14 protein-coding genes are annotated in these 14,532 nt (G+C 57.8%); 4 read left to right on the top strand and 10 right to left on the bottom strand.

Going from position 1 to position 14,532, the window contains the following annotated elements:
- Positions 1–63 precede the first annotated feature (63 nt).
- From AB7M23_RS18095 to AB7M23_RS18105, 3 genes are all read right to left on the bottom strand, one after another.
- The gene (locus AB7M23_RS18095; RefSeq protein WP_454241572.1) at positions 64–1,410 is read right to left on the bottom strand and encodes a glutamine synthetase family protein; all 1,347 of its coding nucleotides are present in this window, start codon (positions 1,408–1,410) and stop codon (positions 64–66) included.
- Between the two features lie 27 nt (positions 1,411–1,437).
- Positions 1,438–1,992 (bottom strand): helix-turn-helix domain-containing protein, encoded by a 555-nt coding sequence (locus tag AB7M23_RS18100; protein WP_454241573.1) that lies wholly within the window; start codon positions 1,990–1,992, stop codon positions 1,438–1,440.
- A gap of 275 nt (positions 1,993–2,267) precedes the next feature.
- Positions 2,268–2,876, bottom strand: coding sequence for a dTMP kinase (locus tag AB7M23_RS18105; RefSeq protein WP_454241574.1), 609 nt, complete (start codon positions 2,874–2,876; stop codon positions 2,268–2,270).
- A gap of 391 nt (positions 2,877–3,267) precedes the next feature.
- Between AB7M23_RS18105 and AB7M23_RS18110 the strand changes: the two genes are divergently transcribed.
- The 4 genes from AB7M23_RS18110 to AB7M23_RS18125 all read left to right on the top strand — a co-directional run bounded on the left by AB7M23_RS18110 (position 3,268) and on the right by AB7M23_RS18125 (position 4,680).
- Entirely contained in the window at positions 3,268–3,495 is a 228-nt protein-coding gene (locus AB7M23_RS18110) for a helix-turn-helix domain-containing protein (RefSeq protein ID WP_454241575.1), read from the top strand.
- The gene (locus AB7M23_RS18115) at positions 3,492–3,704 is read left to right on the top strand and encodes a HipA N-terminal domain-containing protein (protein WP_454241576.1); all 213 of its coding nucleotides are present in this window, start codon (positions 3,492–3,494) and stop codon (positions 3,702–3,704) included. The genes AB7M23_RS18110 and AB7M23_RS18115 overlap by 4 nt, the downstream gene beginning before the upstream one ends.
- Positions 3,674–3,853, top strand: a complete 180-nt coding sequence (locus tag AB7M23_RS18120) for a HipA domain-containing protein (RefSeq protein ID WP_454241577.1) — start codon at positions 3,674–3,676, stop codon at positions 3,851–3,853. The genes AB7M23_RS18115 and AB7M23_RS18120 overlap by 31 nt, the downstream gene beginning before the upstream one ends.
- A 218-nt stretch (positions 3,854–4,071) precedes the next feature.
- A complete protein-coding gene (locus tag AB7M23_RS18125; RefSeq protein ID WP_102052952.1) occupies positions 4,072–4,680 on the top strand; it encodes a trimeric intracellular cation channel family protein in 609 nt (202 codons plus the stop codon).
- Between the two features lie 24 nt (positions 4,681–4,704).
- Here the strand turns inward: AB7M23_RS18125 and AB7M23_RS18130 are convergent, their stop codons facing one another.
- From AB7M23_RS18130 to AB7M23_RS18160, 7 genes are all read right to left on the bottom strand, one after another.
- Positions 4,705–7,398, bottom strand: a complete 2,694-nt coding sequence (locus tag AB7M23_RS18130) for a cation-translocating P-type ATPase (protein ID WP_454241578.1) — start codon at positions 7,396–7,398, stop codon at positions 4,705–4,707.
- Positions 7,399–7,463: 65 nt separating this feature from the next.
- The gene (polX, locus tag AB7M23_RS18135; protein ID WP_454241579.1) at positions 7,464–9,245 is read right to left on the bottom strand and encodes a DNA polymerase/3'-5' exonuclease PolX; all 1,782 of its coding nucleotides are present in this window, start codon (positions 9,243–9,245) and stop codon (positions 7,464–7,466) included.
- 110 nt (positions 9,246–9,355) lie between these two features.
- The gene (locus tag AB7M23_RS18140) at positions 9,356–10,498 is read right to left on the bottom strand and encodes an ABC transporter permease (protein WP_454241580.1); all 1,143 of its coding nucleotides are present in this window, start codon (positions 10,496–10,498) and stop codon (positions 9,356–9,358) included.
- Positions 10,495–11,988: an efflux transporter outer membrane subunit gene (locus AB7M23_RS18145; RefSeq protein ID WP_454241581.1), complete on the bottom strand. Its 1,494-nt coding sequence runs from the start codon at positions 11,986–11,988 to the stop codon at positions 10,495–10,497. Before AB7M23_RS18145 ends, AB7M23_RS18140 begins: the two co-directional genes overlap by 4 nt.
- Positions 11,988–12,875, bottom strand: coding sequence for an efflux RND transporter periplasmic adaptor subunit (locus AB7M23_RS18150; protein ID WP_454241582.1), 888 nt, complete (start codon positions 12,873–12,875; stop codon positions 11,988–11,990). Before AB7M23_RS18150 ends, AB7M23_RS18145 begins: the two co-directional genes overlap by 1 nt.
- Positions 12,872–13,591 carry an ABC transporter ATP-binding protein gene (locus AB7M23_RS18155; RefSeq protein WP_454241583.1) on the bottom strand — a complete coding sequence of 240 codons (720 nt, stop codon included), beginning with the start codon at positions 13,589–13,591 and terminating at the stop codon, positions 12,872–12,874. The genes AB7M23_RS18150 and AB7M23_RS18155 overlap by 4 nt, the downstream gene beginning before the upstream one ends.
- The gene (locus tag AB7M23_RS18160; RefSeq protein WP_454241584.1) at positions 13,588–14,505 is read right to left on the bottom strand and encodes a universal stress protein; all 918 of its coding nucleotides are present in this window, start codon (positions 14,503–14,505) and stop codon (positions 13,588–13,590) included. Before AB7M23_RS18160 ends, AB7M23_RS18155 begins: the two co-directional genes overlap by 4 nt.
- Between the last annotated feature and the right edge of the window lie 27 nt (positions 14,506–14,532).

Below are 14,532 nucleotides of genomic sequence, written 5' to 3' on the forward strand. Positions count from 1 at the left end.
CAATCTTTCGAGTTGTATTCAAACTTGTGGGTAGAGCGTGCGGCGTAACGAGCGCATCAGGACTTACAAGAACCAGCGATATTCGCGCGCATTGATTTCGTTCAGAAAATCCAGTTGCTCCTGGCGCTTGTTTTCGCAGTAGACCATCACGAACTCACTGCCCAGCCCTTCATTGATCACCGGGTGGTGGCGCATGGCAGCCACTGCGCTCAGCGCGTCCTTGGGGAAGTCGATGCCGCTCTGGCGGTTTTCGTTCAGCGGCGCAATGGGTTCGACGCCGCGATCCAGGCCGTGCTCCATCCCCGTCAGAATGGCCGCCAGTACCAGATATGGGTTGGCATCGGCGCCAGCCAGCCGGTGTTCGATACGCAGGTTGCGCGGGTCGGACTCGGGAATGCGAATGCACGCGTCTCGGTCTTCAAAGCCCCAGCTAGCAAGGCTTGCAGCGTTGACCATCGCGCCGTAGCGGCGGTAGGCGTTGTGGTTGGGCGCGAAGATAGGCATGCAATGGGGCAGCAATTCCAGGCACCCCGCCACCGCATGGCGCAGGTTGCGCTGCTCGAAGCGTGCCAGGAGGTTGTTTCCGGCCTCGTCGTACAGGCTGACATGCACATGCATCCCGCTACCCGGGGCGTCCAGGTAAGGCTTGCTCATGAAGCTGGCGCGATAGCCGTGTTTCATCGCAACGCCGCGGGTACTGCGACAGAACAGCGCCGACCAGTCCGCCGCACTCAGAGCATCATCACTGTGGGAGAAGTTGATTTCGAATTGGCCAGGGCCCAGTTCCGCCGTGATGACATTCGCCGGCACGCCCTGCTCGTTGGCAACATCGACCATCTCGTGCAACACCGACGAAAAACGCGACAGTCGTTCGATATGCATGTTCGGCTGGTCGTCTTCATCATCGGTCGACGTATCGCGTGGGAACTGTGGCAGGCCGTCCTTAAGCTTGCGATCAAACAGGTAGAACTCAAGTTCGAAGGCAACCACCGGGCGCACGCCACGTCGGGCAAGGCGTTCGATCACACGGGCCAGCACTTCACGGGGCTCGAACTCGATAGGCTTCGAGGTGCCGTCCGAAGTGATCAGCATCTGCGCGATCACGTCCTTTTCCCAGCGCACCGGTTTCAACGTACCCGGCACCAGGCGCCGTGATGCATCCGGGTCGCCATCGGCAAAGCAATAGTCGCCAATATTGTACAGGCCGCCCTGGGTACCCAGCAGTACACAGTTCTGAGGCAACTTCAGGGGTGCCCCCGCTGCGACTTTCTCAAGCATATCCATGGGGTAGCGCTTGCCATAGAAGTGCCCGGGAATATCCAGCGCAATCAAGTCCACGTAACGAACTTCAGGGTACTTCGCTCGAAAAGAGCGCACTTCAGTCAGCAGATCCGGAAAGATGGCACTCATCTTCTTTTCCTTGTGAGGTGAACGAATTCAATTGAATACCCAGAACACGCGGGTGAGGTTGTCCGTCAGGTTGGCGTAACGGAAATGCGTGTGGGGTTGCAGCTGGAAGCTGTCGTTTGCATGGAGTGTCACGGGGTCGGCGTCTTCCAGCCAAACCGTCAGTTCGCCTTCGAGCACGAAACAGCCCTGCTCAGAACGGTCGCTCAGGTACTGATCGCCACTGGTGGCACCCGGCTCAAGACGGCTGTCGAGCATGGAGAAGCTGCCAGTAATACGAGGCGAGGCCAGTACATCGGTAATACCTGAGCCGAGGTACAGTGTGCGACGCTCATGGGGGCGAGTAACCCAACTGATGCCGCGTGGCTTACTCAGGTTGTAAAAGTACGCGGTCGATACACCGAGTGTTTCGCTGATAGCCGTGAGGTCCGCCACGGTCGGGCGCGACACCCCCTGCTCAACCTTGGAAAGAAAGTCATCCGAACGATCGACACGTTCAGCCAATTCGCCCAGTGTCAGGTTCTTGAATGTGCGCAGATCGTGGATAAAGATCGCCAGGCCTTCGACTTCTTCGTGCATCTTCATTGTTCAGGAGCATGCCGTGAAAATATTTGAGTTATTTTTCATGAAAAAATACATGAAAAATTTCACAGGTCAAGTCGAACGCTGAATTTGGCCGGACCATTGGTCAAGGCAGGTGCTCGCGCAGCAGCAAGCGCTGGGTGAAATCCAGCGCCAGCTACTCAGGTCATAGGGTTTGATTCAAACGAAGGGGACGGAGCAAAAGCTCACGCAGAAGAGGCAGGCCAAGCGGTCGCTGCGTCCTGGAAACGCCATTTTCTAGCGTCTGCCACGGGGCATCAAAGCAGCCTGTAAATCTCGGAAACCACGTGCATCGTTGCGTCTTCGAGCGTTCCTTCATTGCGGCATAGAAACCAGCCGTGATCTGCAATCGCTCGCTCGAACGCCTTGGTACTCGCGACCTGCTCCTCCTGGGTATGGAGCAGCGTACTGCTCAGCCCACGCGATCGTGCCGTTGCCCTCGCCCATGAAATATCAGGGGCGGTGACAACCCCTACATGCAGGTCTGGCACTCGCACGTTTCGCTCAATATTCAACTGCAGAATCTCTGCAAACGGGACTATCCGGCGAAACGCGGCATCCGACGGGTACCAGCGATCGATCAGGATGATGCTGTCCGGTGGCTGTTTAACCAGCACGTGCTGGGAAATCCAGGTACGGCTATCAGCAAAGCGTTCACAAACCCCCAACTCCAAATCCCGGCTGGGATTTCTGACGAGCGTGTTAACGAGGGCCATTGTTTCCCCCCTGTAGGGATCGCTTTTTTTCTCGCAAAGTCGGATCACCTTCTTGTTGTCCGCCCTCAGCACTTTCGTAACGGCCTCCAACAGTGTGGTTTTGCCGGTCCCCTTGGGCCCATCCAGAGAAATAAATAACTGACGATTCATTCTTCACATAACGATTGATATACGTCTTTTCCAAGACTCAAATCGCACAATAGCATTTTGCTTCCTTGACCATGGGGTATAAGCAGTGAGGACTCTCAGGTAAAACACTGCGATCTGGTGCATAGGCTAACACCCTGCTGTTTTACCCTCTTGACCAAACAGTGCCTTTCCAAAAAATCGATTTGCTCACCCTTGATCAGCACAGCACTGTTTTCTGAGGCTCAACACGCCTGCAATGAAAATCGAAGCCATACTTTCGTTTTCATGGAATATCCAGCTTAAATCGTAAAAACGAAGCTATGGCTTAGTTTTCCTTGACTTCATGGGTTTCGCCCACATAATCGCAGTTATAGCTTCGTTTTTACTGACAGCCAGACAGGTTGACCACACCATGAGCGCGCTCATACAGATCCATACCCCTGATGACTTGGGGAAGGCGGTACGCAAGGTTCGAAAGGCCCAAGGCATCACTCAGTCAGATCTGGCATTGATCGCTGGGAAGAGTCACGTATTGCTGAGAGATATCGAAACAGGAAAAGGCACTGTCTCTCTGGCCAGCGTTCTGCTCGTGATGCAGGAGTTAGGCATACGCCTCTACATGGATATACCCGGAAAATGAGAACACTCGAGGTTGTGATCAATGCGAATCACGTCGCGACGTTGAGAGACACCGCAGGCGTCTGGAGCCTTGAATACACCCCTGAATGGATTGCCAGCGCCGACGGTTACGACCTGTCTCCCGCATTTGCAAGAGCAAAGGGCGTGATCGTTGATGGTTCTTCAGAGCGCCCTGTTCAATGGTTCTTCGACAACCTGATGCCCACCTGAAAAATCTATCATTTTTCGTGCGTGCGGACTCCTACTACCTTGCCCCTCACTACGACCTCTTGTGCACGGCGGTCTATGGAGAGTTCGCAGCACCTTGGCTAGAGGCCGAACTGGTCTGGAAGCCAGAGGGTATCCCGCTCATGCAATGAATGCCGGTGAGAGCAGGCTTGTCAGGCGAATCGTTCATGGTGTGATCGCTGACATGGTGCGACAGCTGAAGGATTGATCGGGATATCTGTGAAACCAATTGCAGTAGCTACCATTAGACATTGCACATCCTTGCCGACGGCGATGCATTGCAGCTCGGCAAAGGCACGGACCTTCACTTAGCTGTCGTTCACTTTATAACCTGAGGGCGGAGTCAAGCATGCTGTACTTTCAGGAAATGCTGGGCACCGCCGTGTTTGCCATTACCGGGGTGTTGGCGATCCATAAGGTTGGTGTCGATTTGTTTGGGGCCGTGGTCCTGGGCATCATCACGGCAATTGGGGGTGGCACCCTTAGAGACCTGTTGCTCGATCAACCGATATTCTGGATTGCAGATTTCAACTACATCTGGGTTGCCTTGTTCGCAGCGCTGCTGGCTTTTTTTCTCACCAAGCGACTGCAACGACGCTATCGTCTGTTGCTCTACCTTGATGGCTTGGCGGCTGCCCTCTTTGGGTTGGTCGCTACCGAGAAAGTGCTGGGACTGCATCTTGCTGCGCCGCTGGCGGTGATGATGGGCCTGTTGACCAGTATTGGAGGTGGTATCGCGCGTGATGTTCTGGCCGCAAGACCCTCGCTGCTGATCTCACGTGAGATCTACGCCACGCCGATCCTGTTTGGGTGCAGCCTTTATGTCCTGCTGCGCAGTGCATTTCCGTCGATCTGGATTGCCGGTTGGGTGGCCTTGATATTCACCTCGGGCTTGAGGTTTCTCGCCATCTACAAGGAACTGCAAATGCCCGCGATTTTCTCCACCAAGCAAGGGTAAGGACTGGCCCAAGGTCGTGGCCGCTCACACGTAACGTGCGGCCTTTCTCGAGATCCGGCGTCGACTCCAGTACTTGCGAAACTCTTCAAGCCCGATCAGCGCCAGCACGAACGGTATTAACAACAGCCACACCTGCCAGGAAACCGGGCTGGTTCCCAGCAACTGGTTGCCCCAAGGGGTATAGGCGAACACCAGGATCAGCAAGACCTCGAGCATGACACCCCAGGTTATCAAGCGGTTCCCCCGCAGCCCTGTTTGCAGGCAAGACCGGCTTGCGCTACGGCACATGAAGACATTGACGATCTGCAACACGACGATTGCGACCATGCTGGCCGTGGTTCCCTGCAAGTAGAGCGCATCGCTGGAAGGCAGTGCCTGCCCCCACGTCCACCCTCCCCGCGTCAGCACAAAAAAGAACGCTGCCAATGTGCCAAGCGCTTCAACAAGCCCGAGAACCAGATAGCCTCGTAACGCCAAGGCCAGATTGAACAGACGTTGCTTGGGAGGGCGTGGTGGCCTGCGCATGATATCCGCGTCCGCCCGCTCTACCCCAAGCCCCAGCGCGGTCAATGAGTCGGTCCCCATGTCGATGGCCAGCATCTGCAGCGGCGTGATTGCCAGCGGAACCCTGGCAAGTGCGAAACACAGATAGGGGATCAGCTCAGCCATGTTGTGGGCCAGGATATAGGTCAGGAACTTGCGGATGTTGTCGAAGACTGCCCGGCCTTCAGCGATGGCGGAAACGATGCTCGCAAAGTTGTCGTCCAGCAGAACCATGTCGGCCGCTTCCCTGGCGACATCGGTTCCCGATACGCCCATGGCGATACCGACATGCGCATGCTTGAGCGCCGGCGCATCGTTAACCCCATCCCCCGTGACGGCAACGATCTCGCCCTTGCCTTCAAGCGCCGTGACAATACGCAGCTTCTGATCCGCCGAAATACGTGCACAGATGATTTGCGGTGCATCGAGCGCCAGCAGTAGCTGGGTATGCGACAGGTTCGTGATCTGCTCGCCACTGAGCACCAGCGGCGACGCAATGGTCACCAGGCCAATCTGCCGGGCAATGGCAACAGCGGTGTTAGGATGATCACCCGTGACCATGATGGTTTTGATGCCGGCCTGCCGACAGGCCATGATTGCCGCAGGCACCTCTGGCCTCGGTGGGTCCTGCAGGCCTGCGAGCCCTGCCAGTATCAAGCCTCGCTCACACGGTTCCTGCCCAGGTGGCAACCATCGCCAGGCCAGCGCCAGGACACGCAACCCTCGATCGGCCATGCGTTCTTGCGCGTTGAGAATGTTAGCCCTCAGCTCGCGTGAAAGCGGTTCTTGGCGCTGCAAATTCCAGGTCGACTCGCACAGCGGCAGCAATTTTTCCAATGCCCCTTTGCACAGCAACACCCGCCCTTCGGGGAGGTCATAAATCACCGACATACACATGCGAACGGCGTCGAAAGGCAGCTCGTCGATACGCTGTGCCCCATTCCACGGGGCGATCTGTGGCGCGGCCATGTGCATCAGCGCTTGCTCCATCGGGTCGCCACAGTACGTCGCGGTTTCACCCTGCCCGACAAGGCGCACGTTATGGCAAAGCCCGGCAACCCAGAAAAACGGCAGGTTCGCCTCGCACAATGTCGGTGGCAGGCCTTGCTCGACGTCCGGGTACTCACTGCCGTCCAGCCATAGGGTTTGTACGGTCATGCGGTTTTGCGTCAGTGTCCCGGTCTTGTCGGTACAGATCACCGTCACAGAGCCCAACGCCTCCACACAAGGCAAGTGTCGAATCAGTACCTGCTGGCGAGCCATGCGCTGAGTAGCCAGCACCAGCGCCAACGTCAGCGTCGGCAAGAGCCCTTCAGGTACCATCGCCACAATCAGGCCGATGGCGAAGATCAAGTCTTCCCAGAACGGAACGCCAAACAGGTTGCCCAGAAAGAAAAACAGCACGCTGATGCCCAATGAAAGTGCCAGGATGCTTCGGCTCAGGCGGATGATCTGAAGACGCAACGGCGACATCTGATCACCGCTGACTTGAGTCAGGTGTGCAATTCGCCCGAACTCGGTGTGGAGCCCCGTGGCAAATACGACGGCAGTGCCTTTACCGGACGTGATGGATGTACCGGCCAGCACGATGTTGCGGGCATGCAGCCGGTCTTCACTGTCGCAGGCAGATGCATCGCGCAGTTCGGCAGTGGCTTCGCCGGTGATCGTGGCGTTGTTGACCCGCATGCCAGAGGCTTCGATCAGCCGACCATCCGCAGGGACACTGTCGCCTTCCGCTAACAGCATCAGGTCCCCGGGCACCAGATCATCAATCATGATCGCTTGAACGGTTCCATCACGTTGTACCTGCACCTGCTGTGGCAACAACTTGACCAAGGCGCTTAAAGCCTTTTCGATGCGGTACTCCTGCCAGTATGAGAACACCCCGCTAATCAGGATGACGGCAACGATAGCCACGCCAAGGCGCCCCATGCCCTCACCGGGTACCTGCCATTCAACGGCAAAGGCCAGCAGTGCGGCAATCCAGAGCACAACGGAGAACAGTTGCGTGAACTCTGCGAGCAATGCCCACAAGCGGTTTCGGCGCTTGGCCGGTGCCACGTGGTTTGGCCCGAACTGCTGCAAGCGCCGCTGTGCCTCGCCAGAAGACAACCCCTGGGCCGTGGTGTGGAGGCTGGCCAGGGCATCGGTAACCGACTGCTGATGTATTTTCATGTGCGTGCCATTGGTGCCGAAAAGGAATGGACCGTTTCAATCACCCCATCAACAGCAAGTTAAGCTCAGGCAGAACTTGAGTTCAGGAATCCCTTGAGCGCCTTCAGCGAGCGGGTGTTGAGCACGTCATGTTTTTCCAGCCAGGCACGGCGTGCCTGTGCGACCCCATACTGCAAATAGGCAAAGTCGGCGCTGCGGTGGGCATCCGAGTTGATGCTGATGAGCACACCTTCATCCTTGGCGTACCGGCACTGCAGGTCCAGCAGGTCCATGCGTTGGGGCTGTGCATTGAGCTCAAGGCAGCAACCGCGCTGGCGAGCAGCCTTGATGATTGCGGGCAAATCCAGGTTCAGCGGGTCGCGCTGGTTGATGAGTCGGCATGACGGGTGCGCCAGCATCGTGAAATAGCGATGATCCATGGCCCGTAACAAGCGTTGGGTCTGCTGGCGCAGTGTCAGGAGAAAATGACTGTGTACTGCGCCAACCACCACGTCCAGCCGGCCCAAGATGTCATCCGGCAGGTCCAGGCTGCCGTCTTCGAGAATGTCCACCTCGATGCCCTTGAGCAGGGTAATGCCCTTCAGACGGGCATTTAGCGCATCAATCTGATCGATCTGCTTGAGCAACCTGTCGACATCCAGGCCATGGGCGACCCTGAGGGATCTCGAATGCTCGGTGATCGCCAGGTACTCCAACCCGGCCTGTTGTGCGGCCAACGCCATCACTTCCAGGCTGTGACTTCCGTCCGAAGCATCGGTGTGGGCATGCAAATCGCCTTTAAGGTCGCCCAACTCAATCAGCTTGGGCAAGGTGCCCGCTTGTGCCGCCGCAATCTCGCCGCGATCCTCACGCAGTTCAGGTGTCATCCATTCCAGCCCCAGCGCCTGATAGACAGCGCGCTCAGTGGCGCTGGCCACGCATTTTCTTGCGCTGAATACGCCGTACTCACTGAGTTTGAGACCTTGCTTTTGGGCCAGCTGGCGAATCGCAATGTTATGCGCCTTGCTGCCAGTGAAATACACCAGGGCTGCGCCATAGGCAGTTGGTTCGACCACACGCAGATCCACTTGCATACCGGTGCCCAGCACCACGCTGGCACGCGTGCGCCCGCGCACCAGCACAGTGGAAACGTCCTGATGCTTGAGCAAATGTGCGGTGACGTCCACCGACCGCGCAGCGGCAACCAGAATATCGATGTCCCCGACCGTATCGCGCATGCGTCGAACGCTGCCGGCAACCGTGGCAACCTCAACACCCGGGAGCTGTTTCAGGTAATCGGCAAGGCGACTGGCCACGGGAGCCACAACGGCCAGCGGCAGCCTGTGGTCCCTGCCGATCCCCTTCTGTGCCGCCTGCAGCAGCCGGGCCTCCATCTTTTCACCGAAGCCGGGCACATGACGAATGAGCCCCTCTTTGGCGGCGTGACACAGTTGCTGAACGGTTTCGATACCCAGGTCGTGATAGAGGTGTTTGATTCGTCTGGGCCCCAAGCCGGCGATGGAAAGCAGTTCGACCAAGCCCGCAGGCAATGCGGTACAGAGCCGTTGGCGTAGCGCACAGTCGCCGGTGGTAACGATTTCATTGATTTTGCCCGCAAGATCAACGCCGATACCTCTGAGTTTAGGAAGCGGCTCCCCCCGTGCGATCAGCTCTGCCACCTCGAAGGTCAAGGCCCTCAAGGTCCTTGCTGCATTGCGGTAGGCCCGAATACGGAAGGGATTGGCATCCTCGATTTCCAACAGATTGGCAATATCTTCAAAGACGGCGGCGATCTGATCATTTCCGACCACCTGCCCGGCCGTGGCCGAAGAAGGCAAAGCGGGTGCCGGCTCTTGAAGAGGTGCCACGGTCAGCTTCATAGCGCAATCGACTCGATGGACGTCATCAGATCAGCATTGCCGATCCCGCCAACCTGTCATTGATATACATCAGACATCGCCTGAATGTCGGTTCAAATTCACCCCCTGAAAATGTCGAACGGCTCGATTCTGAGCACCTTGCGTATCCCGACATAACTGGAGGCTGCGGCAATCAGCAGCACCAGGCCGAAGGCCAGCCCCAGGTTCCAGAATGTGATGATCGCGGCATAATTGGGCAGATAGGTGCGTACCGTGACGATCATCAACGTGACCAGGCCGACACCTAGACCGTACCCCGTGAGGGCTGTGAAGGTCGCCATGAAGAGGATCATGTAGATCAGCTCGCGGCCTTTGGCGCCAATAGCCTTGAGGGCTGCAAACTTGTCCAGGTTTTCCAGGATGAAGGTGTAAAACGTTTGCCCCGAGATGGATAGCCCGACCAGGAAACTGATGATGGTCATCGTCAGTATGTTGGTGCCAACCCCGGTCTGATAGATGTAGTACTCGGTGATGCGCTGATTGAACTCTTCCCTGGTCAAGGCGAGATAACCCAACTGGGCAACCTGCAGTTTGATGGCGGCTTGTGCGGCCTCGTTCCTGGGCTCCAGCAGAATGTACGACACCGTAAAGCGGGTGGTCGGGATGTATTCGATGGCGCGTCGGTAGGTGGTGTAGAGCGTCGGTACGCCGGTCAATCCGCTGGTCAGCACCTTGGCGATGCCGACGATGGTGCCGCGGTGGTCATTGAGCTCGAAGGCGGTGCCGATCCCGGGACTCTCCAGTTTCGAATATTCAGTATCGCGAACGACTATAAATGCGTTGTCTGCGTAGATGTCTTCGATAGCCCCCTGTTCAAGCTCTGGGCGACCGAACAGGCTGGTGTCGTCCAGGCCTACCACACTGACCGCTTGATAGGTGCCACTGGCTAACCTGACTTGCGCCCCGCCAATGAATACAGGCACTGCATAGCGCACCTGCTCCATGCTGCGTACAGCATCGAGCAGGTAATCCGGCAGCGGAATGACACTGGTCGGCGTATTCACGGCCGGGTCCATGATCCACATCGCTGCACCGATATTGGTCACCGTCGAGTAGGCGCGGTTCAGAATGCCGGCGAACATTGCAGTCATCTGCATCATCAGGAACACCGAGAACGTAATCCCGACCAGCAACGCCGAAAACTTGGCCTTGTCGTTCACCAGCAGTTTGAAGCCGATTTTCAGGATGCCTGAGTACTTCATGGCATTTGCCTGCTATCGGCGCTTGGGGGTGCATTCCACCAGCCGCCCCCAAGCGCAGCGAACAGCCCGACGGTGTCCTGGTGCCGCTGAGCCAGTGCTTGCAGATAGGCAATATTGATCTGCTGAAGCTGGACGTCGGCCACCAGCAGGTCCAGATAAGTCACCAGGCCGGATCGGTAGTTGGCTTGCAGCAAGCGCAACGCCTCCTCAGCACTGGCCTGCGCCTGCGCCTGCTTCAGAAGGACCTTCGCATCGAACTCCAACGCCTTGAGGGCATCGGCCACCTGGGCGAAAGACTCAAGCACGGTCTGTCGGTAATTCGCCGCCGCTTGCTGATAAGCATCAATCGCGGCTTGACGACCAAACCACAGGCTCCCCCCCTGAAACAACGGGATGTCGATCGAGGGGCCGATGCTCCAGAACCTCCCGGCACCCGCAAACAGTGAGCCCAGGCTTGAGCCTGCCGTCCCATAGGTCCCGGTCAGGCTGAAACTGGGAAACATCGCCGCCGTTGCTACGCCGATGTTGGCACTGGCGCGGTGTAGCTGCGCTTCAGCGGACAAGATATCCGGTCGCTGCCTCACCAGTTGCGAAGGCAGGCTGACCGGCAAATCGGTGGGCAGTGAAAGCGCTGTCAGTTCGATCTCGGGGACGCGCACCTCCGTCGGCGCGACGCCTTCGAGGGTGGCCAACAGGTGTTCGGACTGGCTGATTTTCTGCTCAAGTGCCGGCAGCAAAGCCTCGTTCGTGGCAATCAGGCTGCGTAGGCTGAGGCTGTCCGAATAAGGCGCCGTACCGCTACGTACCTGCACCTCAATGGTCTGTAACTGTTGCTTTTGCAGCCCGATCAACTGCTCCGTTGTGCGCAGTTGTGCGGCATAGCCCGCCCGTGCAATGGCTGTATTGACGACATTGGCGGTCAGGGCGAGGTAGGCCGCGCGGGTCAACCAGGTTTGGTGGTCGACTTCTGCCTGCAGCCCCTCCACGGTGCGGCGCGCGCCCCCAAAGATATCGAGCGTATAGCTGATCGTTCCACTCAGGGTGACAACATTGAACGTCGACCCTGCACTGTTCAGCCCTGGCTGTACCGGAGAACTACGCTCACGGGTCGCACCAGCACGCGCATCAAGCTGCGGATAGAAAACGCCATGACCGGCCATGAGTGTATTCTGGCTTTGCCGCAGGCTGGCCTCGGCAGCCTGCAGGGTCTGGTTGTTGGCGATTGCCTGGCGGACCACCGAGTTCAGAGCGTCAGACTTGAACAGTCGCCACCAGTCGAACGCAACGTCAGCACCCGGCGAAAAATGTTGCGTCTGGCCCTGCGCAGGGAGGGTGGCCGCTACCGGATTACGCACATAGGCGGTCTGCGGCGGCGCTGCCGGGCGTGAAAAATCAGGGCCTACCGTGCAGGCACTCATCAACATCAGCACGAGCATGGACAGCGCCCGTGCCTGTGGCCACAAAGGTCGATAGACGCTGCACAGGTCCATCATTTGCGTCCTATGAAGACATCCACCAACTGCCCCGGATACACCATCGGGAGGTCTTTTTTCTCGAACCGGAAAAGCACCGGCAACACCCTGAGGTCGACTTTCTCCTGCCGCTGATTGGACAACTGGATTTTCGGCGACACGTACGGCTGTACACGGACAAATTCCAGCGGCACCTTGATGTCCGAGCCATGAATCAGCATCTGTGCCTGGATATGTTCAGGCGCGGGCAAGCGGGTAATCAGGATCTCGTCCACATAGCAGCGTACCGCCAGGTGCGTCTGTTCAGCCCCCATCACCAGCAGCGGACTGAATTGCTGGGTGTACGGATCATAAGCGCCCTGAGGCGATACATAACTGCCCACCGTGGTATTGATAGCCAGGACCACGCCATCCACCGGCGCCATGATCGCGTATTGCGCCAGCGAGGCCTGCGTGGCCTTGAGCGCAGCCTGTGCTTGAGCGGCGTTATTTTTTGCAGTGTCCAGCGTGTCTTTGCTGATGGACTTGGGGTCAATCTGGTATGAGGCCACGCGCTTGAGGTACTGATCCTGGGCGGTTCGCAGGTTGGCCTGGGCCAATTCAACGTTTGCCCTGGGCACTGCATCATCGATGCTCACCAAAGGCATGCCGCGGGTGACCACCTGCCCCTCGTGCACCAAGACGTGAGTGACCGGCCCGGAAACCTGCGGATAAATCACGATGTTGGAGCCACCGGGCTGCTCGCTTTCGATGATGCCATTGGCATAAATGGCGGTTTCATAGGGGCTACTCGCCGGGGCGAAGGCTGGCGGCAAGGCATGGGGCGTACGCCCGAACAGATACGCAGCAACCAGCCCGGCCAGTACGCCGATGATCGCCAGCACAAACAGCACCCGGTTCTTCATGATGAAGTCCAGTCAGGTTCGCTGATACGGCCGTCCTCCATGTGGATGATTCGGTCGGCGTACTCGTTGATCCGCACATCGTGAGTGACGATCAGGATGCAACGCTGCTTGTTGAGGATCTTAGACTTTACAAAGGCAATGATCATCTTGCCCGTGTCGCCATCAAGAGAGGCAGTGGGCTCATCGAGAATCAGTATCTGCGGGCTGCCGATGATCGCACGGGCAATCGCCACACGCTGTTGTTCGCCGCCGGACAACTTGAGCGGCAGCACATCACCACGGTCCTTCAGGCCTACCACTTCAAGGCTCTGCTTCGCCTGCGCGATGGCCGCGTCCCAGTCACAATGCTTGAGGATCAAGGGAATCGCGACGTTCTCGGCAGCGGTCAAGCGCGCAAAAAGATGGTAGTCCTGAAACACGAACCCAATGCTATTGAGGCGTAACGCTGCCAATTGATCATTGTTCAAGGCCCAGATATCACATCCATTGATATGCACGGTTCCGGCGTCAGGCCTCAGGATGCCCGAGATCATGCTCAGGAGCGTGGTCTTGCCGCTCCCGGATGGGCCGACGATGAATACCATTTCGCCAAACTGAGCAACCAGCGAGACCTGGTCGACCGCTTTCATCCGTGCGTCGCCCTCCCCGAACCATTTGGTCAGGCCGCGCGAGACGATCGCTGGACGCGGGGCCGCAGCCGTTTGATCTGAACTCATGGGCACTCACTTGGCTTTATCGCCAGAACACTGCACGGCGCCTGGTGCAGCAGGTACTCGGCAGTGCTGCCCAAGCGTTTGTTCAAACCGCTGTGCTGCACCGTTCCCATGACGATCACGTCAGTCTGATGATCAACTGCAAACGCACAGATACTCGGCAAGGGTGTGCCCTCGATAAAGTGGCAGCGATCCGCTGGAACGCCATTGCGTTCGATCAGGGCCGAAAAGGCTTCGTGCTGGGCCTCTGACAACGCTTCGCAGATACCGGTGGCCAGCGGCAATGCACCGCCCCCCATATCCATGGCATACACCGCGGCCCAGTCATACACATGGACCAGGTCGAGCTGTGCGTTGCATTGTTCGGCCAGCTTCACGGCTGCGGCGATGATCTGGTCGTTGAAAACCAGGCCCTGCGCTTCACTGCGTAATACATCGACGATCGCCAGCACGTTGCGCGGCCTTGGGTGGAGGGCATTGGTGACCAGATGCACGGGCGCCGGACAATCGCGCAACAACCGCCAATCCAGTGGCGTAAAGAAGATCCGTTTCAACACCGACTCCTCCTGGGCATCCTTGATGATCAGCGCCAAGGGCATCTCATTGACGAAGTGCAGGATTTCCTCATAGGGGTCTTGAACCCAGACCACCTCACTGGTCACCTCGATCCGGTGCTTTCTCGCCTGCGCGGCTTGCTCCTCAAGCCATTGCCGATGGCTCTCCAGGTAGCCGTCACGGGCTTGCCGGATTTGCTCGGGGGCAAAAAAACCGGCCACCGCCAAGGCTTCGAGGTAATCGAATGCCACGATATGCAAAGGTAGTTGCATCGCCTGAGCCAAGGCCGTTGCGCGTTCAAACGCAGGCGTACGGGTCATTGATGATGGGGCAATCAAGAGCAAACGCTGGGTCTGGGACATGAGGCACCTCGGCGCGGGGCCATTTCA

Source organism: Pseudomonas sp. HLS-6 TE3448, from assembly GCF_053629555.1.